14 protein-coding genes are annotated in these 23,329 nt (G+C 47.5%); all 14 read left to right on the plus strand.

The window, feature by feature from the left end; genetic code table 11:
* Positions 1 to 83: 83 nt before the first annotated feature.
* The 14 genes from AB4114_RS25765 to AB4114_RS25830 all read left to right on the plus strand — a co-directional run bounded on the left by AB4114_RS25765 (position 84) and on the right by AB4114_RS25830 (position 23,066).
* On the plus strand, positions 84 to 1,931 hold the full coding sequence (locus AB4114_RS25765; RefSeq protein WP_441991022.1) for a GH32 C-terminal domain-containing protein: 1,848 nt from the start codon (positions 84 to 86) through the stop codon (positions 1,929 to 1,931).
* A 24-nt stretch (positions 1,932 to 1,955) separates the two neighbouring features.
* On the plus strand, positions 1,956 to 2,888 hold the full coding sequence (locus AB4114_RS25770) for a carbohydrate ABC transporter permease (RefSeq protein ID WP_441991023.1): 933 nt from the start codon (positions 1,956 to 1,958) through the stop codon (positions 2,886 to 2,888).
* Positions 2,889 to 2,907: 19 nt separating this feature from the next.
* On the plus strand, positions 2,908 to 3,744 hold the full coding sequence (locus AB4114_RS25775; protein WP_441991024.1) for a carbohydrate ABC transporter permease: 837 nt from the start codon (positions 2,908 to 2,910) through the stop codon (positions 3,742 to 3,744).
* 33 nt (positions 3,745 to 3,777) lie between these two features.
* Positions 3,778 to 4,761: a carbohydrate kinase family protein gene (locus AB4114_RS25780; protein WP_441991025.1), complete on the plus strand. Its 984-nt coding sequence runs from the start codon at positions 3,778 to 3,780 to the stop codon at positions 4,759 to 4,761.
* Complete coding sequence (locus AB4114_RS25785) at positions 4,758 to 6,257, plus strand: glycoside hydrolase family 32 protein (RefSeq protein WP_441991026.1); 1,500 nt, start codon at positions 4,758 to 4,760, stop codon at positions 6,255 to 6,257. Before AB4114_RS25780 ends, AB4114_RS25785 begins: the two co-directional genes overlap by 4 nt.
* A 99-nt stretch (positions 6,258 to 6,356) precedes the next feature.
* Positions 6,357 to 7,487, plus strand: a complete 1,131-nt coding sequence (locus AB4114_RS25790) for a glycoside hydrolase family 88 protein (protein WP_441991027.1) — start codon at positions 6,357 to 6,359, stop codon at positions 7,485 to 7,487.
* 689 nt (positions 7,488 to 8,176) lie between these two features.
* Positions 8,177 to 9,136, plus strand: a complete 960-nt coding sequence (locus AB4114_RS25795) for an ABC transporter permease (RefSeq protein ID WP_056623360.1) — start codon at positions 8,177 to 8,179, stop codon at positions 9,134 to 9,136.
* An 18-nt stretch (positions 9,137 to 9,154) separates the two neighbouring features.
* A complete protein-coding gene (locus tag AB4114_RS25800; RefSeq protein WP_441991028.1) occupies positions 9,155 to 10,036 on the plus strand; it encodes a carbohydrate ABC transporter permease in 882 nt (293 codons plus the stop codon).
* A gap of 124 nt (positions 10,037 to 10,160) precedes the next feature.
* Complete coding sequence (locus AB4114_RS25805) at positions 10,161 to 11,732, plus strand: extracellular solute-binding protein (RefSeq protein WP_441991029.1); 1,572 nt, start codon at positions 10,161 to 10,163, stop codon at positions 11,730 to 11,732.
* A gap of 101 nt (positions 11,733 to 11,833) precedes the next feature.
* Positions 11,834 to 18,118 (plus strand): fibronectin type III domain-containing protein, encoded by a 6,285-nt coding sequence (locus AB4114_RS25810; protein WP_441991030.1) that lies wholly within the window; start codon positions 11,834 to 11,836, stop codon positions 18,116 to 18,118.
* Positions 18,119 to 18,296: 178 nt separating this feature from the next.
* A complete protein-coding gene (locus tag AB4114_RS25815; RefSeq protein ID WP_441991031.1) occupies positions 18,297 to 20,096 on the plus strand; it encodes a cache domain-containing sensor histidine kinase in 1,800 nt (599 codons plus the stop codon).
* An 18-nt stretch (positions 20,097 to 20,114) separates the two neighbouring features.
* Complete coding sequence (locus AB4114_RS25820) at positions 20,115 to 21,203, plus strand: response regulator transcription factor (RefSeq protein ID WP_441991032.1); 1,089 nt, start codon at positions 20,115 to 20,117, stop codon at positions 21,201 to 21,203.
* Positions 21,204 to 21,400: 197 nt separating this feature from the next.
* Complete coding sequence (locus tag AB4114_RS25825) at positions 21,401 to 22,741, plus strand: glycoside hydrolase (protein WP_441991033.1); 1,341 nt, start codon at positions 21,401 to 21,403, stop codon at positions 22,739 to 22,741.
* 85 nt (positions 22,742 to 22,826) lie between these two features.
* Entirely contained in the window at positions 22,827 to 23,066 is a 240-nt protein-coding gene (locus AB4114_RS25830) for a hypothetical protein (protein WP_441991034.1), read from the plus strand.
* The last annotated feature ends 263 nt before the right edge of the window (positions 23,067 to 23,329 follow it).

The raw sequence follows: 23,329 nt of genomic DNA on the forward strand, positions 1-23,329 counted from the left end.
CCCAATGATATTGAAATCTTTCTATTCGCTGGCTCGGTACAATAACCATACATCATAATAGACAGCGATTAGAGGGAGGAACCATGCGGAAGAAATTAGGGTTATGGGTGGCGGGTAGCGCCGCGATCGTACTTCTGGGGTGGGGGGTGACGGCATTGGTAGCAAGTGAAGGCAAATCGAAGGACTCAGCGGATGAATCGTCTTTCTCCTATGCGAAGGATCCGACTTATTATACAGAAAAGTTTCGCCCACAGTATCATCTATCACCGGAGTCAGGCAATCTAAGTGACCCGAATGGCATGGTCTATTTTGAAGGGGAGTATCATCAATTCTATCAAAATAGCGGCCAATGGGGTCACGCGGTTAGTCGGGATTTGATCCATTGGGAGCACCTGCCTGTCGCGCTAGCTAGGGATTCGCTAGGTGAGATTTGGTCAGGCAGCGCGGTTGTGGATGCGAAGGATACAAGTGGATTCTTTGGGGGGAAGGCGGGTCTAGTCGCGATTTTTACGCATTTCAAAGGCGGCCTGCAATCGCAAAGTATCGCATATAGCACAGATAAAGGCCGTACATGGACCAAATATGAAGGGAATCCAGTGATTCCTAATCCAGGCCTGAAGGATTTTCGCGACCCCAAAGTGATTTGGCATGAGCCTACGAAATCGTGGGTGATGGTGGTGTCGGTTGACAATCGTGTTCAATTCTACACATCGCCTGACCTGAAAGCATGGAAGCTCGCAAGTGAGTTTGGGAAAGATCAAGGCTCCCATGCGGCAGTTTGGGAATGTCCGGATTTGTTTGAGCTACCTGTAGAGGGCACCAAAACGAAGAAATGGGTGTTAGCCGTCAGTATCGGCAGCAACAGCACGACCAAAGGCTCCACAGCTCAATACTTCGTTGGCACGTTTGACGGTCACACGTTTAAGAACGATAACCCAGCTTCCGATGTCTTGTGGACGGATTATGGGAAGGATTTCTATGCGGCTGTGTCTTATTCGGATATTCCAGCAAAAGATGGACGTCGCATATGGCTGGGCTGGATGTCCAACTGGCGTTACCCGTTCGCGATGCCGACAGGAGCTTGGAAGGGCAATATGTCGATCCCGCGTGAGCTGCGGTTGAGGAATATTCCCGATCAAGGCATACGTTTGATTCAAGAGCCAATCCAAGAATTGCAGACGCAGCGCGGCAAAGAAGTTCTCGTAACGAAACAGCAGTTAGCGGCAGGAGTTAATCCCTTTTACCGTTTAAAAGGAACATCTTATGAGTTAATTTCGGAGCTTACTGTTCAGCCGAATAGTAAGGTCGAATTCCAGTTGCGTAAAGGAACTGATCAAGCAACGAACGTCATCTATGACGCTAACGCTGAAAAACTATCGATTGATCGAACTCACTCTGGCATCACCTCATTCGAGAAAGGCTTCGCTGAACAAGTATCGGCTCCACTGAAGCTGAAGGATGGCAAGCTTAAGCTTCAATTTTTTGTGGATGAGGCTAGTTTGGAGGTATTCGCCAATGATGGTGAGGTGGTTGTCTCTAACCTGATCTTCCCTGATCCCACGAGCAATCTACTTGAACTGACTGTGTTAGAGGGCTCTGCCACGCTGGAAAAAGCGCAGTTTTATCCAATGGAGACGGTTTGGCGTAAGGAAGATGTGAACGGTACAACGCCTAGGAGAGTAGTATTGAACAATACTACGTTTGATGTAGCGGTGAATAGCAGCCAACGTATCGCAGCATCCGTTATTCCACTGAGCGCACCCCAGGAGCTGAAGTGGACTTCTAGCGATGAAGGAATCGCGTCCGTTTCAGTGGATGACGGAGGGGCAACGGTGAAAGGTGTCAAGACTGGGCAGGCTGAAATCAAGGCGACTAGCCAGGATGGGACTGTCATGTCGAGTCTCCAAGTGTTTGTTTATGATGGCAAATGACAGATGAGAATGGAGAGGTGAGTTATGGCTACTGCAGAAACGATGGAAACAATGAAAACGGTTAGTCCAAGCAAGAAAAAATCGCAAAGCTTTCGCACGCACGAGCAAGTTACGGCATTCTGGTTTATATTCCCAGCAATAGCCTTGCTGCTTGTTTTCGTGTTTTATCCAATGCTGCAAGCTTTTTTAATCAGCTTCAAAAACTATTCCTTGGTCGGCGCTGGCGACGTATTCGTCGGCATGGACAATTATGTGCATCTGATGAAGGATCGCGCCTTTTTTAATAGCTTGAAGCATTCGTTTTATTTCGCACTGATTGTGATTCCGATTCAAACGAGCATCGCGTTAGGGCTAGCCCTATTGATTCAGAAGAAAACTGCGACAGCAGGGTTGTTTCGTACACTTTATTTTATCCCAGTTATTATTTCGACGGCGGTGGCGGCTACGGTTTTTAAACTCATTTATAACAAGGAGTTTGGCATCCTGAACAGTGTGCTCAAAGCGCTGCATATGCCGGTTACAAGCTTCCTATCTGATCCGAAAACAGCGATGAACGGCATCATTGTGCTCGGCATTTGGAAGGGCGCCGGGTTTTTCATGATTATTTTTCTAGCAGGCTTGAACAATATCTCGCCCGATCTCTATGAAGCAGCCAGAGTGGATGGCGCATCACGGATTCAGCAGTTTTTCAAAATCACACTTCCATTATTGAATCGGACAATGGCCTTCGTGGTCATCATGACGACGATCGATGCGATCAAGCTCTCGGGCTTAGTCTTCGTATTGACAAATGGTGGACCTAATAGCTCAACGGAAACGGTTGTTTTCTATATTTATAAGCAGGCTTTCACGCAAATGAGGATGGGGTATGCGACGGCGGCGGCGTTTGTGCTGTTCGCGATTGTATTAACCATTTCGCTGATCCAAATGAAGCTTTTTAACAAAGACACAGACTAACAACGTGGAGGGATTCGCTGTGAAGAGGCTAACTAACGTCATAACAATGATCGTCATGATCTTGATTGCTCTGATTTCTGTCGCTCCTATCCTATGGATGGTTACAGGTGCTTTTCGACCCTATCAGGAGCTTTTCAAATATACATCGTTGAATATTCACTTAATAGTTCCCGTAGAATGGACGTGGAAGAACTTCCATAATGTCATTTTCAATACGCGAAATCCGTTCTTGCGCTATATCTGGAATACATTGCTCGTGGCATCCATCGTAACGGTGCTGGTGCTGATCATTAACTCAATGGCGGCATTTGCGTTTGCGAAGCTGAGATTTCCATTTAAAACGGCTATATTTGCCTTATTTATGTCAGCGATGATCATCCCAGGTGAAGTAACACTCGTGCCTAACTATTTGCTGATGCATGATTTGGGCTGGCTCAATTCTTATAAAGCACTTATTATTCCTTCGATGTTGTCCGTGTTTGGCATCTTTATGCTGCGGCAATTTTTCGCGGAAGTTCCGAACGAAATGATGGAAGCAGCGCGGATTGATGGAGCGAGCTTGCCACGTACTTTTGTAGCGATCGTACTGCCAGCAGCCGTGCCTGCGCTAATAACGCTCGGACTGATGACTTTCTTAGGAAACTGGGACTCCTATCTGTGGCCGCTTATTGTGATCAATGATCAGAAAATGCAGATGATCCAAGTCGGGATCTCTACGTTTTCCTCGAATGAGGGGACAGATTGGTCGAAGGTTTTGGCGGCGAATACGTTATCTACCGTGCCCATTCTCCTACTGTTTCTATTTTTGCAGCGTTACTATATTCAGGGAATTACGATGTCGGGCATTAAGGGTTAAATGGTTTAGGGTAAAAAGAAAGGAGCAGATGGCATGAACTACGATGTAGTAGCGCTTGGGGAATACTTGATTGATTTTACACCGTATGGTCGTTCCGAAGCGGGACGCCCTTTGTTTGAACGCAATCCAGGCGGAGCGCCAGTGAATGTGGTAGCTGCTTTGGCGAAGCTCGGCAAGAAAACGGGATTCATCGGGAAGGTGGGCAGTGACCCCTTCGGTGCTTATTTGCGTGAAGCACTGCTGGACGTTGGTGTGTCGGATGGTGGTTTGGTCGAGACGGATGAGGCTCATACGACGATGGCTTTCATTCAGCTGGATGCAAATGGAGATAGATCATTTCATTTTGCTAGAAATCCGGGTGCTGACCAGTTGTTGAGTGTGGATGAAGTGAATCTCGGCATGCTAGCACAGACGCGGATTTTTCACTTTGGCTCGATTTCGATGACAGCGGAACCTGCATATACAGCTACACTACGGGCCGTGCAGTTTGCGAAGGAACATGGTGCTCTTATTTCCTACGATCCGAACTGGCGCCCTTCGTTGTGGCGGAATGAGGAACACGCGTTGGAAGCGATTCGTGCGGGGTTAAGTTTGGCTGATCTGGTTAAGGTTTCCGAAGAGGAGCTTGTCTTCTTGGCGGATGAGCAGGATTTGCAAAAAGCAGCGAGACAACTGGTTGAGCAGTATGGGATCGCTTTGCTATTGGTTACAGCAGGAGGGACAGGCTCCTTTTATCAGATGAAGGATTGGTGGGGCAAAGTTGATAGCTACTCCGTTCAAACGATAGATACAACTGGTGCTGGGGATGCGTTTTTCGGGGCAATGTTATATGGAATGTTGGAAAAGGGGAAGGCGTTGCAGTTGTGGGAAGAAGAGGAGCTTCAGCTAGCATTGCGCTTTGCGAATGCGGCGGGAGCTTTGGCGACGACTCGAAAAGGTGCGATTCCGTCGCTGGGTACATTGGAGGAGATTCGCGCGTTGATGCGAGATAGAGAGAGGGAGGATGTTCTAGGATGAATCAGCGGACAGAAAGTGAAAAGAATCAGCGCCACATGGAACGAGTGGAACAAGCGAATCAAGCGTTGGGGCAAGCCGTAAAGTCAATCACGGAGGATGGGTTTAGGCTTGGTTATCACCTTATGCCACCAGCGGGCTGGATGAATGATCCCAATGGGCTTATATATTGGAACGAAGAGTATCATGTGTTTTATCAGCATTATCCCTATGAGTCGAAATGGGGGCCGATGCATTGGGGGCATGCCAAAAGCAAGGATTTGGTTCACTGGGAGCACTTGCCTATCGCGTTGGCACCTTCCGAAGATTATGATAGCGGGGAAACGGGTGGTTATGGCTGTTGGTCGGGCAGTGCAGTCGATGATAACGGCGTTCTGACATTGCTATATACGGGGCATGTAGATGGTCGTACGCCGATGGAAGTTCAGTGTCTCGCGACCAGTATGGACGGGGTTACTTTTAACAAATCAGGGGCTAATCCTATTATTGGTGCCGCACCGGAGGAGGGTGGTTTCGGCTTCCGCGATCCGAAGGTTTGGCAGCGTGACGGTCAGTGGTACATGGTTGTTGGTTATGGGAAGGGCGGCTTGGGCAAAGCGCTGATGTACACGTCTTCTGATTTGCTCACATGGCGCTATTTGGGTGTTGCAGCAGAGAGTGACGGTACTATGGGAGATATGTGGGAGTGTCCTGATGTTTTTCCACTCGGTGATGGGGATGATCATGTGCTTGTTATATCTCCGATGAACATGGGGTCTACAAAGACGATGTACCTCACTGGCAAATTAAACTATGAGATAGGCAAATTCGATTACCGTTATGCGGAACGATTGGATTATGGTTTCGATTTCTATGCGCCGCAAACGTTGGTGGACGGACAGGGACGGCGTATCCTGATGGGATGGATGAACATGTGGGGGGCTCAAATGCCAGAGCAAGTAGATGGTTGGATGGGGGCATTTACCTTGCCGCGCGAGTTGACGCTGGCAGTGGATGGCACGTTGCGGATGCAGCCTGTGGGGGAACTGGCGGCGCTGCGGAAGGGCAGGCAGTTCGTCGATCGACAGGTGATACCTGCGGAATCGATCGTTGCATTGGCAGATATTCAAGGCGACCAGCTAGAACTGATTGCCGTGTTTAACACGAAGGAATCTGGCGTGGAGGCCGTGTTTGGACTTCTCGTTCGATGCTCAGAGGATGGATCTGAGTACACGGAAGTTTCGTACTCGGTAGCGGAGCATACACTCCGCGTTGATCGGACGTGCGCCGGTTCAGGTGAAGCAGGTGTGAGCGAAGTACAAGTGGAACCGATGGAGGATGGGAACATCAGGCTGCATCTGTTCGTGGATCGCTCTTCGTTGGAGTTGTTCGCGAATAACGGAGTGAAAACGATAACGAATCGGATTTATCCCAATGGTGACAGTCTGGGAGTTAAGCTTTTTACAAGGCAAGGTGAAGCTTGTTTAGAAAGTTTGGACGCATGGGAATTGTCGTTATAGATACAACAGGATAACCAATTTTAAACAAGCGAGCATTCCGCGAAGCCAGGTGGTATAATAGGTTAAACGTTTCAACAAACCTGGTGAGGAGTGTTTCAGATGACAACAATTCAGAAGGGTTGGGCTCAAGAAGCATGGGCACAAACCGTAGCTAAAGTAGACAAAACAAGTAAACGCATTGGTGATGGGTTCCCACATGCAAGTATAGACGGAGAGTATAAACTGGAGCCTGCTTATTGGTGGACAGCGGGCTTCTGGCCTGGGTTGTTGTGGTTATTATATCGTGATACCAAGGATGAGGGGCTGAAGCAGTTAGCCGAGTCCTGTGAACAGCAGCTCGATCAAGTTGTTACTGACTACTACCGCTTGGATCATGATATCGGATTCATGTGGACTCTGACGAGTGTTGCACGCTACAAGTTAACTGGTGCAGATGATTCCAAGCGCCGCGCTTTGCTCGCGGCGAATCTGCTCGCAGCGCGTTTCAATGTGAAGGGCAGCTACATTCGTGCGTGGAATCCTTGGCGCGAAGGCGAGGACAATGCAGGTTGGGCGATTATCGATTGCATGATGAACCTGCCGTTGCTGCACTGGGCTACGCTGACTACAGGCGACCCGCGATTCAAAGAAATCGCGGTAAGGCATGCGGATATGGCGGTCGAGCACTTTATTCGTCCCGATGGGTCGGTGAATCATATCGTGATTTTTGATCCTGCCACCGGCGAAAAGCTCGAAGTGAACGGTGGGCAAGGGTTTGCGCCGGAATCGGCCTGGTCGCGTGGAACCGCGTGGGCGATTTACGGTATGAGCCTCAGCTACAAGTACACTGGCGATGAGAAGTATTTGCATGCGGCCAAGCGTGCTGCGCATTTCTTCCTGGCGAACCTGTCGGAAGATCATGTGCCACATTGGGATTTCCGCTTGCCAGATGGTATTCCAGCGTACCGCGACTCCTCGGCAGGCGCGTGTGCGGCTTGCGGTTTGCTCCTGATCGCGGAGCAAGTGAACGGCCAAGAAGCATCCCTCTACCGCGAAGCGGGGGAGCTTATCTTGCACTCGCTGTACACGAACTACGGTGCGTGGGACTCCGAAACTGAAGAAGGGTTAGTCACCCACGGTACAAGCCACTATCCAGAGGGGAAAAACATCGACGTGCCGCTCATCTACGGCGACTACTACTTCGTAGAGGGGCTTTCCCGGTTGCTCGGGCATGGCGAGTTGTTCTGGTAGGTCTGGTTAATTTGATCAAAGAGTTGTCTTTCAGCAGCTATAACTGCTGGGGACAGCTCTTTTTTGCGTTGTTTCCACGTCGCTCCCTCCAGCACTCCAGCAACAATAACTGGATTTCCTACATCTAATTTCACGCCAAACACGCCTTTTAAGCGAATAGCTGTATTTCCTCCAGTTAATTCGAGCCATTCCGGAGGGAACTATCGATTTTGGCGAAATTAGCTACATAATTTCCATCTATATGCAATAAACAGATGAATCAGCAAGATTTAACTGTATAAATTCCATTTATTTTCCACAGGGARGCGAGGGGAGATTGGAATGTGCGCGGCAGGGAATCTCTGGGTTATGGTGGTAATGTGTGTGGCAGGAGTTGCTGTGTTGCGGCTGTAGGGTGTGTTAATTTGTGGTGGCTGGGAATTTCTAGGTTATGGTGGTGAGGTGAGTGGCAGGAGTTGCTGAGTTGCGGCTGTAGGTGTTGTTAATTTGTGGTGGCAGGGAGTTGCTAATATGTTGTTATGTTGCAGTTGTAGAGGTGGAATTAAGTTATGACGTTGTTAAAGTGTGGCTACGAGCCCCCACAAAAAGACTTTTACTACAGTAAATCGACATCCGCCCTCATTGTTGGTCCCATGCCCTGAAACCTATAATTAACACATAAGACAAATAGATAGTGTAGGTGAGAGCAGATGAAATCCGCTACTGTGAATGAGGTTGTTCAGCGGTCAACCCAAGCAAAAAAGAAAAAAGGTTGGTGGAAATACGTCCTGCAGCATCGGGCATTTTATATCATGCTGATTCCTGGACTGCTGTATTTCCTCGTGTTCAAGTATGTACCCCTGATGGCGAGCTTCATTGCCTTTCAGGATTACAACATTTTCAAAGGCTTCACAGGAAGTGAATGGGTTGGGTTCAAGTGGTTCCATCAACTATTCACGTACGACAAGTTCGGACGACTGCTCCGAAATACGCTGTTAATCAGCTTATATCAAATTGTGTTTGCCTTCCCGTTGCCGATCCTTCTGGCGATCATGCTCAATGAAGTGCGAACGATGGCTTTCAAGCGAATCACGCAAACGGTGCTGTATTTACCACATTTTTTATCATGGACGATCGTTTTCGGACTAACGTATATGTTGCTTTCGCCAACGCAGGGTCTTGTGAATCATTTGATTACGGCTTTCGGTGGTGATACCGTCGCGTTTCTTCAGAAGTCGGAGTACTTCCGATCCATCATTATCATTTCAGGTATTTGGAAGGAAATGGGCTGGAATGCCATCATTTTTATCGCAGCGTTAGCAGGAATTAATCCTTCGTTGTATGAGGCAGCCAAAATGGATGGGGCCAATCGTTGGAAACAGTTTCTACATATATCGGTGCCAGGCATGCTGCCTGCCATCATGATTCTATTGATGCTGAAAACAGGTCATATCCTAGATTCAGGTTTTGAGCAAATTTATCAGTTCCTTAATCCAGCTACGCAGGAGACGGGTGATGTCTTGGATACCTACACGTATCGGGCAGGGATTCTGCAAGGACAGTACAGTATAACGACAGCCGTTGGGTTGTTTAAGTCAGTCATAGGTTTTCTATTGCTTGTCATCGCCAATCGCGTGAGTAAATGGACAACAGGAGAAGGGCTTTACTAAAGGGGTGAAACATACACGATGAAAATTAAACGATCTATTGGAGAAGTAATATTTGATTCTGCAAATGCTGTGCTATTGTTGCTCTTTTGTGCGGCTGTAGCAGTTCCGTTATTAAATGTAATTGCAGGCTCGTTAAGCTCAAATGAAGCCATTATTCATTCCGAAGTGGCACTATGGCCTGTAGGATTCAATCTGCATAACTATGAATTTGTTATCAAGAATGCCGTTTTTTGGAGGTCGTTCGGTGTTACGGTCCAAATTGTATTGATAGGAACAGCGATCAATATGCTGCTGACCATTCTAACGTCCTATCCACTTTCAAAAGGGTGGTTAGGCGGCCGCAAGGTGATTCTCCTTTTTATCATCTTCACGATGATCTTCCAGGCACCATTGGTTCCGATGTATATCTTAGTCAAAAGCTTTGGCATGCTCAACACGATCTGGTCATTAATCATTCCAGGTGCGCTTAGCGCCTTCAATATGATGCTGTGCATCACCTTTATGAGGTCACTTCCGGAAGAAATGTTTGAAGCGGCGAGGGTGGATGGTATGTCGGAGTACCGAATCGTGTGGCGCATTGTGGCTCCGTTATCGATGCCAATCAATGTGACATTGATTCTCTTCTATGCCGTGGGACATTGGAATAATTACCTCGGTCCATTGCTCTATATTACAGACCGGGAATTACAGCCCTTGCAGTTGTATTTGTATAAATTGATCTCGCAATTTGATATGGATTCTGCCGGCGGACAGTCGGTAATGGAGCTATCCAGCGCAATAACGCCACAAGGATTGCAAATGGCGACGATTGTGATCGCAACGATCCCGATTATTATTGTCTATCCGTTCCTGCAAAAGCATTTTATCAAAGGTGCCTTGTTAGGCTCGGTTAAAGAATAAGGAATTGACGTGCTAACTTCATATTCTGATCAGGAGGTGGGATAGGTCCAGCCAGTATTACCCAGATGATGTATGCGAACTATCTAATTTATAATGAAGAAGCCTACTAGGGAGGGTCTAAAAAATGAAAGTAAATTTTAAACAAATGGTTACGCTTGCATGTGTTGTATGTTTATCCACGGCGGTGGCCGCATGTTCATCCGATAAAGGTTCCACGACAACAGCTTCAACAGCACCAGCAGCGAGTGCAAGTGCAACGGCAAGTACAAAGCCTGCTGCGCCTGAGAAAATCACGATGTTCGTATCCAATAACGCACAACAAATTCCTTCTGGTAAATCGATGGACCTAGCTACTGTGAAATATTTGGCACAAAAAACAAATACAGATTTGGATATTACTTTCTTGCCTCATGAAAACTACGCAGATCAGCTGAAGCTGAAATTCGCTTCTGGTGATATCCCGAATGTACATATGGTCTGGGGAATCGAAACTTCGGATATTGTTACCAATGGATTAGCGCTGGATTTGAAGCCGTTAATTGATAAGTATGGCCCTAATTTGAAGAAAAATATCCCGCAATCTGCCTGGGACGCTGTGACGATCAATGGTAAAATCTTAGCCATTCCACAGCCTGCGGCAGGAAATGCGCCATCTGAACGTGTGATTTATGTACGTAAAGATTGGATGGATAAATTGGGCATCAAGGAGCCGAAAACGTCGGCAGAATTTCTTGATATGCTAAGAGCCTTCCGCGATAAGGATCCGAACGGTAATGGCAAAAAAGATGAAATTCCTTTCTCCTCCCGTGAGAAATTTGAGTGGGCGGATAACGTTTTCGGTATGTACGGCGTTAACTTGGATTCCAACAGCCTATACAATGGTGAAGTTATGCCTGGCTATGTGAATCCGAATATGAAGAAGGCATTAGGCATGCTCAACACGATGTATAAAGAAAAATTGATTGATACGGAATTCCTGACGAACACTAGGGCAATTTGGGATCAAAAAATTAAGTCCGACCTTGTTGGCTCATGGGACCACGTCGTATTAGGTATTTGGGATTCATGGCAAAAGGATCTAACCAAATTATTGCCAGACAAAAAGCCTAACGTAATCGGCATCGCTACTCCAAGAGGAGAAGGCTATACAGGTCAACTAGGACGTGTTGAGAAACCAGTACTTAAAACTTTCATTGTACACAAGGATACGAAAAATCCAGAAGCGGTTGTAAAAATGTTTGATTGGCTCGTCTCAGATGAAGGTCAATTGTTCTCAGAGTTAGGTATTGAGGGGCAATCTTACACCAAAGAAGGCGGCACGATTAAATATTTGGCAGATAAAGATACAGATTTGAAATGGCGTTCTGCTGTGTTCCAAATGCATGGATTTAATGAGCAAGCTCAGAAGTTGTTGATTAACAACGATGAGGCTTACAACAAGCTTCTTCAAACGATCGATACGTCCCGTAAAGAKGGTATTGCCAACCCAACTGCAGGAATGCCGCCAATTGATACGCTGACGAAGAATGCTGACTTGCAGTACAGAGGTTCTTTCCAAGAAGCAGCAGCGAAAATTATTCTCGGCGAGAAGCCGGTGGATTACTTCGATGAGTACGTGGCTAATTGGAAGAAACAAGGTGGAGACAAAGCGATCAAGGAATTGACTGATTGGTATAACGCAAACCGTAAGAAATAAGGTAGTTGCTAGAGACACGCCCATCTGAAGCTGGTAAGACACTCGCTCAGGTGGGTCCTCTTTTATCGATAATGGATGTGAATAAAGGAAGGAAGAGATTGATGATGATGAGAATGGGGAAAATGGGAAGACTACTTGCTCTCCTGTTAATCGGCACGATGCTGGTTGTACCGTTCCAACCGAATATGTCCATGGCGCAAGCACTGACGGAAGAGGAACTGGCGGCATTGCCTGGCAGTGAAGTGCTGATTTCTGATCTTAAACAGCAGGGAGCAGCGCTCAATCCGGRGGCAGCGTTGTACGGAACGGTTGCAAGCTCAACGGTTGAAGGGCAGTCGTTTACAGAAGCATTACGTTTTACGACGAACGTGCAGCCAGCTAGTACTTATCTTTTACAATATGTACTCCCAATTGAAGCGAGCATCGAGAAAGACGATGTTATTTTGGCGACATTTTACGCAAGAACGCTGCGATCTACGGTTGAAACAGCTGAAGGTACAGTCGCATTGGTCATGGAGAAAAGAGGGAATTTCGAAAAGTCGATTACCGAGACGTTAACGGTTCCTACGCAGTGGAAGAAATTTCTTGTGCCGATTAAAGCGGCATTGTTGATGGAAGCGAACACACCACAGATTGCTTTCCGTCTTGGCTATAAGCCCCAGGAGATCGAAATCGCCAATCTTAAAGTGGTGAATTATAAGAAAGCGATTACATTTGATGGGTTACCAAGCACTCCGGTCATATACGAAGGAATGGAAGAGGACGCGCCATGGCGTGCAGAAGCCAATCAACGTATCGAGCAGATTCGCAAAGGGGATATGCAAGTCGAAGTGAAGGACGCTGATGGCCATCCTATCCAAGGCGCAGCTGTTCAAGTGAAGATGACGAAGCATGACTTCAAGTTTGGTACGGCTGTCAATAGCACGATGATTAATGGTACGGATGCGAATGCAGAAACGTATCGAACCAAGCTTAAGGAAAATTTCAATTCTGTCGTCATGGAAAATGAGATGAAATGGCCTAAGTGGGAGGAGAACCGTAGCAAAACCGTAGATCTCTACAATTGGTTGGGCGCCAATCATTTTGATATTCGTGGACATGCCTTGCTATGGGATGGAGCGACTCGCTTACCGGCAGATATTCCAGGTCTTGTGAGCAATAAGACGGCGCTTGAGAAGCGTATTCAGGATCATTTTCATGAACTGGCCGGTTTCTTCAGAGGCAGATTGTATAACTGGGACGTGCTGAATGAGCCTGTTCTGAACAGTATGATCCGAAGTACGTACACAGACCAAGGCGCGCTGATGGCGAATTGGTTCAAAATGGCCAAAGAAGCTGATCCTGCGGCTAAGCTTTATGTCAATGAAACGCAAATTCTTGGCGTAGATGCGCCGGTGATTGCGAATTTCTCAGGTATTTTGCAATCGATGAAAGATAATGGCGCTCCGATAGATGGTATCGGAATTCAGGCGCACTTCGGCAGTACGCCGGTGAGTCCGATGGCTTTCTACAATCAACTTACTCATTTCACACAGTATGCGCCTGATATCGCAATTACGGAATTTGACGTAAACTCGCCCAAAGAAGATATCCAGGGGAAATTTACTCGAGATATTCTGCTTGCTTCTTTTAGCCATCCCAATGTGAAGTCGTTTACGATGTGGGGGTTCTGGGACGGGGCTCACTGGCAGAATAATGCGCCGCTTTTCCGATCCGATTGGACATTAAAGCCTTCAGGCGAGCAATGGCGCAATTTGATCTACGGGACATGGTGGACGAACGAGATGGGTACAACGGATGCCGATGGTCAGTTTCAAACACGTGGATTTTATGGGGACTATGACATTATCGTAACGCGTGGCGGCGTAAGCCAGACGGTAAAAGCTTCCTTATTGCAGGGTCGAGACAATAAAGTTTCAGTCGTATGGGGAGCACCATCACAAGGTGGAACGACAGAAACATTTGTACCAGTCTCTCTACCTGTTCCGAGTGCAGACATCACAGCGCCAGTATGGCCCTATGGCAGCACATTTGGTGCTTCCAATACGTCTCCAACGTCGGTCAGCTTAACTTGGCCAAGTGCGCATGACAATCTAGCTGTTAGCGGCTATCGGGTTTACAAGGATGGGGAGTTGGTGAAGCAGGTACCAGCGAACGTGACCAGCTATGACATCACGGGCTTAACGCCAGGTCACAGTTACTCATTCACTGTTCAAGCGTTGGATGCACAAGGCAACACGTCCGTGATTAGTCAGCCGATCAAGACATCCACAACTTCTGGTGTAGACAGTGAACTGCCGGGTTGGAATAAAGGTTCTGCGATTGAGGTTGCCGATCTCGGTCAAACCGGTGCACAGATTTCCTGGCCAAATGGCGTGGATAATGATGGTGCGGATGGCTATCGGATTTATGTGAATGGGCAAATCTGGGCTGATGTGAGCGGAACGAACTATACTCTCGTAGGATTGGACCCTAACAAGCTGTATACGATTCGCGTAGAGTCGAAAGACAGCGATGGTAATTTGTCGGTCGGCGGGCCCATCGTGACTTTCCGTACGCTGGGCGTAGAAGACACGACAGCACCGACGTGGGACCTTGCCGCAAGCTTGACCGCTTCGGATGTGACGACGACGGGGCTGCAATTGAATTGGAACACTGCGCAAGATAGCGGTGGAGTGACCGCATACCGTGTGTTCCAAGACGGTAAGCAGGTTGTGACGCTGCCAGCTTTGGCGAAAAGCTTTACCATCACCGGCTTAACACCGAATACGACGCATGTATTTAGGGTTGAAGCGGGGGATGGCAAAGATAACTGGTCAATAACAGGTCCTGGGCTGTCGGTGAAAACCGAAGCAGGACCAGATGAAGTCCGTCCGACATGGCCGGCTAATCGGAGCTTAACATACAGCGGGCTGGCCGACCATGGCGTGAATTTGAATTGGACGGCAGCTTTTGATCAGATTGGTGTTACAGGCTATAAGATTTTTGCGAATAATACGTTACTTGCAACTGTCGCTGGCAACATACAAACCTTTGCGGTGACGAACTTGACTGCCGGTACGGCATACACGTTCCGTGTTGAAGCAGAAGATGCCGCTGGAAACAGGTCAACGAACGGACCAGCCGTTTCGGTTACGACGTATCAAGGCGTAGTTCGCAAGTCGACGGTTATTTATCCGAGCGCTGATGCGTTCATCCAAGCGCCTAGCACGCTAGGTGAAGCGGGAACAACTAACAATTTGGATTATTTGCGCTTCAAGAATGCGGGCGGTGTATCGGGTAGCGATGCGAATAAAAATACAGGTAACAACCGGAGAGCGTATTTAAAATTCCCGCTGACTTCGGTCACAGGTAATGTATACGATGCTTCCTTGAATCTCTACGTTTTTGCAGTTCAGACGGCTAATATGGACATTAGTATGGATCTGTACAATACAGGCGACAACTGGAGAGAAGTAAGCGATGCAGGTGGGGCGTCAATCAATTGGCAGAACAAGCCTGTAGATGGCTCGCTGATCGGCAGTACAATTGTGCGGAATGCTGGATATTGGAAGAAATTCAATGTGACCAGTCAAGCTGCTGCAGAGAAGAGCGGCGACGGGACGATCAGCTTCAAGCTGCAAAACGATAGTTGGCTTGATCAGAACGTCGATTTCTATTCGAAGGAAGCGACAGGAGCAAATGTCGCATTTAGACCTTATCTAACGCTCGGAACGGAAGAACTTCCAACGGATACGACTGCACCGACATGGACAGGCGCGAATTTGGCGGTTACACAAGTTGCCCCGCATACGGCGACCCTAACATGGCCAAGTGCGCAAGATCTTTCCGGTATTAACCGCTATAAGGTGTACCAGAATGGTACGGCAATTGCGACCGTTGCATCGGATGTATACAGCTATCAGGTGAATGGCTTAACGCCTGCGACGGCTTATACCTTTAAGGTGGAGGCTGTAGATATCGCGTTAGAATCAACCAACGGGCCATCTGCATCATTCACGACGCCTGCCGTCGATACGGTCAGTCCATTATGGCCGACAAGCGCAGGTTTGACTGCACAAAATGTGGGCCGCAAAGCGCTAAACCTGCATTGGTCAGCCGCTGAAGACAATTACGGTGTAACGGCCTACGATGTTTACCAGGGTGCTGCGCTGCTGGGTACCGTGACCGATACAACGTATGCGGTGACCGCTCTGACACCGGGAACTACTTACTCGTTCCATGTCGTGGCACGCGATGCAGCAGGCAACACAGTGAGCAGCTCGGTACTATCTTCGGCGACACTTGCTGGAGATGTGACGCTGCCAACTTGGAGCATCGGAAGTAAGCTGGATCCCACGCTTATCAGCGCATATGGCCTTCAGTTGAACTGGCCTGTGGCAGTGGATGATTCAGGCGTCACAAGCTACCGGATCGAGCAAGGTGATTCAATGATCATCGAAGTATCGAAAGATATTCGAAGTTATTTCATCAACGGATTACAGGCACAAACCGCTTATATGTTTAAGGTCCGAGCTGTGGACGAAGCTGGGAACGTCTCCGAACCGCTGCAAGTTTATGAAGGTACGATGATAGCTGATACAATTACGCCGCAATGGCCGACAGGCTCGCGTATAACATCGACAAGGGTAGGTAATCAAATCACCTTAGAGTGGGATGCCGCCGTGGACAATGTTGGGATTATGCAGTATAACCTATACCGCAATGGCGGGTTTGCGACTTCTGTTGCGGGAGCAACAAGCATTGTGCTGCAGGATACCGACGCAGCCGTTTACAAAGTAGAAGCACAGGACTTCTTAGGCAACACGACAGTCTTCGGACCGAGCACAAATGATCCGCAAATCCCTGTTCCAACGGACACAACAGCGCCAGGATGGCCAGCTGGCAGCGCGTTGACAGAAGACGCAGTGACATCGAATTCGGTTCAACTCTCATGGAGCCAAGCGATTGACCGCGTGGGCGTAACCCAATATAAACTGCTGATGAATGGCAACGCAGTTACCACTACGCCAAACACGACGTGGCAAGTAACGAGATTGACCGCTGATACCGCTTATGATTTCAAGGTTGAAGCGGCAGATGCTGCGAACAACTGGTCAACAAGCGGTCCAAGTTTAAACATTAGAACACAAGCTGTTCCTGCTCCAACTGGGCCATCTACAGGGACAGGGACGCAGCCAGAACCTGAGAAGCCGACGATTACAGTCAGCGACGGGGAAGCGAAAATTACTTTCCCAGCATCCAGCGTAACAACAAAAGATGGGAAAGCCATTGCAACTATTGATAAAACAACACTGGAAGAAGCTTTTAAGAAGATGGACGCACAAGCTGGTGGCACGAATTCGAAGGTAACTCTGCAAGTTCCGCAGGTCGCAGGAGCGAACAGCTACGCACTTGTACTGCCAACGGAGTATCTGACACAGCAAGCCTCAAAGCATGGGCTTGAAATTTCAACGGTACTTGGCACAGTTGTTCTACCTAGCAACATGTTTGCTAATAACGCAGCAGCGGCAGGGCAGTCTACGCTTACGATCAACATTTCGATCGATAAGCTGCCGGCACAAACAGATCTGAAGGGTAAAACAGGAATCGTCGTCGACCTACAAGTCACGGCATCCGGCCAACCGGTGAAATTCGAGAACAGGGATGCTCTCGTATCCGTCAGCATTCCATACGTTCTATCTGCAGAAGAGAAAGCTCATCCTGAGTTGCTAAATGTCTGGTACGTGAACGCACAGGGTGAAGCGCAGCTTGTACCGACAGGCAGCTACAACGCTGCTACTGGCATGATTCAGTTCAGCACGAATCATTTCAGTAGGTACGCAGTTTCCTACAACAAGCCAGCTTTCCAGGATCTCGCTTCCACTATGTGGGCGCAGAAAGCCATTGAAACACTTGCTGCCAAAGGGATTATTCAAGGGGTTACGGCTCAAGCGTTCAATCCGACGGCTACGATCACACGAGCAGACTTCACGAAATTACTAGTCGAAACCTTTGGGTTACAAGCGGCGTCTGAGGCGCATTTCACGGACGTTCAGAAAGGTGCTTATTATGAGAAAGCTATTGGCATCGCGAATAAACTCGGCATTGCCAATGGTGTAGACGATCAACACTTTAACCCGCAAGCGAATATCACTCGTCAGGATATGTTCGTTATGATTACGAGAGCCTTGGCTCAAGTGAACCAATCATTACCTACGGCGAATAAGGCAAGTCAATTCACGGATGGAGCCGACATCGCTCCTTATGCGATCCAGTCCATTAATTCCCTCGTTCAGCAAGGTTTAGTCGAAGGCAACGCCGGCAAAGTGAATCCACTGGGGAATACGACCAGAGCTGAAACTGCCGTTATGTTGTACAGATTATTCCAATTTATCTACCAATAAATTGAAGTACGTCAACCGTGCCTATTCGTAGGCGCGGTTTTTGTCGTATTTTAAATAAAAAAGTACGATTCCTGCAGTGAATAAAACGCTTACCTCATTGCTCAGGACTGAAATTGGGCATATTATTTAACTACCAGACTCTAGGCACATTACTGTCTGTCTACAAGGGGAGATCAATTTGATTAACTATATGGTCAAAAGCCTGAAACGTTCCCTGAAATGGAGGCTCATCTCCATCATTGTCACCATTCTTATTTTTACAGTATCAACCATTGGTATTTCTAGTTATATCCAGACGAAAAGTTCTGTCCGTAAGGATATTGATCATCTAAGTATGCAGATTCTCAAACAAGCAAATATGAACTTAAACCGTTACTACTCCGAGTATGAGCTGGCTTTCCTTATGCTAAGCAACAGCCTTGAAGTTCGGGATTGGATGCGTGTATCTTCACCAAATGTGTCTTCTGAGCTCATTCGGACCTATGAGAGGATTAAGGATAATTATTTGAATCGCTTGTTTTTGCAATACCCAGAGGTATTATCCGTCTCTTTATATAACCCTAACGGGAATGAGCAGCATTTCGTCAATACATACGCCCTTCCTTTGAAATACTCGATCAAAAATGAACCTTATTTCGCCCAAAGCGGCAATTATGAGAAGGTTAAATTTATAACCGGCATTTCTGAGAATTACATCGATGCGGCGAATCAGAAAATGAAGATCCCCGTGTTGACTCTTTTCAAGCAACTGAGCAACGGTTATGTCAAAATCGATATTTCACTGAAACCGTCGCAGAGTGTCATGTCACAAATTGATATTGCAAACTCGGGCGTTGCTGTCGTCATGGATCAGAACGGTACGATTATTCATCATTCTCATTCCACAGAGGTGATGGGGCATATGGATGACCATATTGTGCAAGCGGTCAAAGGTCAGCAGGAGGGCTCTGTTTTTGACAAGACGGGAAAAGAGCTCATCATTTTTCAAACGATTCAGATGACGGGCTGGAAAATTATTGCGATTCTTCCCTATCAAGAAATTGCCCAAAGTATTAACTACACGAGAAATGTCACGATTGTTATTGCGATATCTGCCTTAATTATTTCGGTTTTGCTCACCTATTTTGCAGCTTCTTCCATTACAAGACGGATTCTAGGCTTGCGTAAAATGATGAAAGCGATGCAAGTGACGAGCTCCTTCCATTTGCGAGCTGAGGTAGAAGGAGTCGATGAGGTCGCTGATTTGAGTATTTCCTTTAATAATCTGCTCGGCCATTTGGAGCAATCCATTCATGATCACGCGGAGACGCGTGTTTTGCAGCATCGGGCTGTCATTTCGGCACTTCAGTCGCAAATTAATTCGCATTTTTTATACAACACGCTCGAAACGATCAATTCCATGGCTGTCATTGCGAAGCAATCGCATATTGGTCATGTAGCTGTTAATCTCTCCAATATGCTGCGCTACACGTCGGATTTCAAGAATATGCAAGTGATTCTCAAAGAAGAGATCAAGCACTTGGAGAATTATTTGACCATTATGAAAGTCAGATTCAAAGATGAAGTCACTTATAGCATTGAGGTGCCTGAGGAGCATTTGGAGGCGATCTGTACGAAAGCACTTCTGCAGCCGCTGGTGGAAAACAGTATTAAGCATGGGAGAGAAACGACGGGAGAATCCGTACATATTCATATTCGCGGGGAAGTCGTGCAGGGGGACAAGGGGGACAAGTTGCTTCTCACAGTTGCTGATAATGGACCTGGATTCTCGGCGGAGACGTTAGTCAGATTAACGCAAGAGCAAGCAGATTCACACGCCCATCAGTACAGACACAATCAAGTCGGACTATCGAATCTGATTTACCGTTTGCATATGTTTTATGGGGGGGAAGCTAAGATTACATTCTTTAATGATCCCTTCGCTGGGGGAGCGGTTGTTGAAGTCTTATTGCCATTACAAGATAGTTTGGATACATAGAAAGGGGAGCGCAATCAGATGAACAGACTAATTATTGTAGACGATGAAGATCTCATCCGTGAAAGCCTGTCGATACAAGTGTCAGAAATGGAAGGAGTTACCGTATCTGGAACGCTCCCGAATGGCAAAAAAGCGCTGGATTGGCTCAAGGATCATTACGCAGACATTTGCATGACGGATGTTCGGATGCCACTCGTAGATGGGCTGCAATTAATGAAAGAGATTAATCAGCTGTATCCTTGGATGATCTGTATTGTGATTTCAAGCTATGATGATTTCCAATATGCCAAAAAGAGTATTGAGCTTGGCGCCGTCGATTATGTCCTGAAGCCTACGGATAGCAGCCTCTTGCAAGAGGCTGTCCAGAAAGCCAATGCTCGCATCCGCAGCAGCCGGCGTAATGAGGCGAATCAGCTTCTGCTACACAAGCTGCCCGTCTATAAGCCGATGCTGGACAGCTGGCTGGAGATGGTGTTATCCGTTTATTTGCACGGGCAGCCGCTGATTATCGTCGACACCTTGGCGATGTTGGAGTCATGGGTGGAAGGACGCTATGAGATTCTAAACGAGCTATCCATGGCATGGACATCACTTGTCATCGAAGAGTTGAAGAAGCAGGATATCCACGTGAAGTATGAGGAAGGTGAGGATGTCGAGCTTGGCGAGCATAGCTTGAAGCACTCCGATGTGCGGCAGTATTTCCGACTATGTGCGGTAAGAAGGTTGGAACAAGCGGCGAACATTCTGATGGATCGCGCACGCAAGGCGAAGAACCTGCAGAAGGAGAGCGTCGTCGACCAAGTCAAACGGTATATCGAAGAGCATTATGCAGAGAATTGGGGTTTACAAGAACTAGCAGATCATGTTGCGATGAGTCGTTCGTATTTAGCGAAGCTTTTTAAAGAGCAGGCAGGGATGACGATCTGGACGTATTGCGTCAATGTTCGAATGCGCAAAGCACGGGATTTGCTGCTCACTTCCTCCTTGAAGAGTTACGAAATTGCCCTGCAGGTTGGGTACGAAAACAGCATTCATTTCTCGCGTATCTTCAAACAATATCATGGCTTGAACCCGATGGAATATAAGGACCGGTTTAAAGGGGATTAAGGTGAGGGGTGGGCGTGGAGCAAGGACGCAGTAGGCACAGAGCAAGCACGAATCGGGAGCAGAGTAAGCACCTTGCCGTATTTGCATCGCATTCGTGCAGTAAATAACCTTTTTACCTCAGTGTGTTGAAAGCGATTTCAGTATAAATTTAGGGAGGTTGAACGTGGGCCAAATTTGAGAAATGAGGTGCATGCAGAATGATTTCACGCAGAAAGAAGGTTTATGGTGTAATTGGGTTAGCGATTTCGATGTTGGTGAGCGTGGCTCCCCCAGCATTGGCAGCAAGTACGGTGACGCTGTACAAAGACACGACGTACCAAACGATTTGGGGATTCGGTGCTGCAGCCAATCACCCGGTGAATGAGTTGAAAACGAATTACAATGCAACAACACAAGGGCAAATTCTAGATAAACTGTTCCGCACGGATGCTTCTAACGCAGGGTTGTCAATCGTCAGGATGGAGATCAACCCCTATACGGCTGCGCAGGATGCTGTGCAAACGACGTTCATGCCTTCTTCAGGTGTAACGGATTGGAACACGGATCTGCATCAAAGATGGTTCGCCCAAGAGGCGAAGAATCGCGGGATGAATCAGTTCTATGCGGTGCCTTGGAGTCCCCCCGGCTGGATGAAAACGAATGGTTCGCCCAACAACGGCGGCCATCTGAGCACCTCGCAATACGATAATTTCGCCAATTACATGAAGACGTATGTGAATCAATATCGGAATGTATTCGGGTTCAATATCAAATGGGTCAGTGTGCAAAATGAACCCGATTTAGCGACGCCGTATGCGTCGGCGCAGTATACGACCAGTGAACTGGATCAAGTATCTGCGAAGGTTGCTGATGCGGTTCACAGCTTGAATCAAGGCGTGTTGGTTGGGGCGCCAGAGGGCTCAAATCGAACCGCTTCGAACAACTATATGAACGGTTTCAGTGAGGCGACGCGGGCGAAGCTGGATTTTGTCTCGGTCCACGATTATAGTACGTATGTTGATGTGAACCATTATGGTAAACCGTTGATCGGGACGGAGGTTAGCAATTTCCAAACCGCCAACGATCCGAGCATCACGGATGGGTTGAAGTGGGCGAATATGATTGCCGCTGATTTGAAGCGAGGCGAGAGAGGCTGGCTGTACTGGTGGGTGGTCAATCCGGCTGCAAGTACCTCCGGTGAAGGTCTCATTAATCTAGGGGCTAATAATACGTACACAGTGAATAAAAGACTCTATGTCATGGGGCAATTCAGCCGTTACCTGCGTCCGGACGATACCCGCATTCTGGCATCCTCGAGCGACAGCAACCTTGTTACTATTGGTGGGAAGAATGGGACGGGGCGCGCATCTGTTGTGCTGATCAATAACAGCACGTCGGCGATTACAACAACGATTAGCGGTTTGACGTTGGCTAATGTGTCCGGAAGACGCACCAGTGCCACGGAGGATTTGGCCAAATTAACGGATATTGCCGTGACAGGCGGTGCCATTACGGTTACGCTGCCGGGTAAATCCGTGACGAGCTATGTGGAGTTTTAAGTGGGGAAGCTAGTTTAGGTTGTGCTAGAGTTGGGTATCCTTTTACTAGAGTGTGAGAAATCTAGTGAAAAGGTGGAGTGTTTCGATGTCAACGATTCTAAAGCCAATCATTCCTAGTAAAATTGCTGAGTCCATTGAGAGTTTGCGTGGCGAAGGTTGGACGGCGGATGATTTTTTGAACTTTCCACGATATGACGAAGAGTGTCCCGAGGCACGTGTGTTGTATCATTTTTTTCAGAACAACCGCGTAACGTTTGCGGCGGCCATCATTAATAGTTATCAGGTGCAGGAGATAAGGGACGTTCAGCGAGATGCGATGCTTTAGAGCGGAATAATGAAGTGACATCTGCAGCTTGCATACTCATCATACCCATCATACCCATTGTACCCACCGTGCCTACCGTGCCCATCATCCTCATACCAGTCCTAGTACTGCCACCGCCGATCCTGACTCAACTAGCCTAAGTAGCTTCAATGGTGAAATAAATGTATTCTCTACAGGTAATAAAAGCTGATTTTCGTATTTTTGAAGAATAACAGGATTTCCTACAGCTAATTGAACTCATTTGGTTCGAAAGTAGGGAATTT

Source organism: Paenibacillus sp. 2RAB27 (assembly GCF_052115445.1).
Taxonomy (GTDB): Bacteria; Bacillota; Bacilli; order Paenibacillales; family NBRC-103111; genus Paenibacillus_E.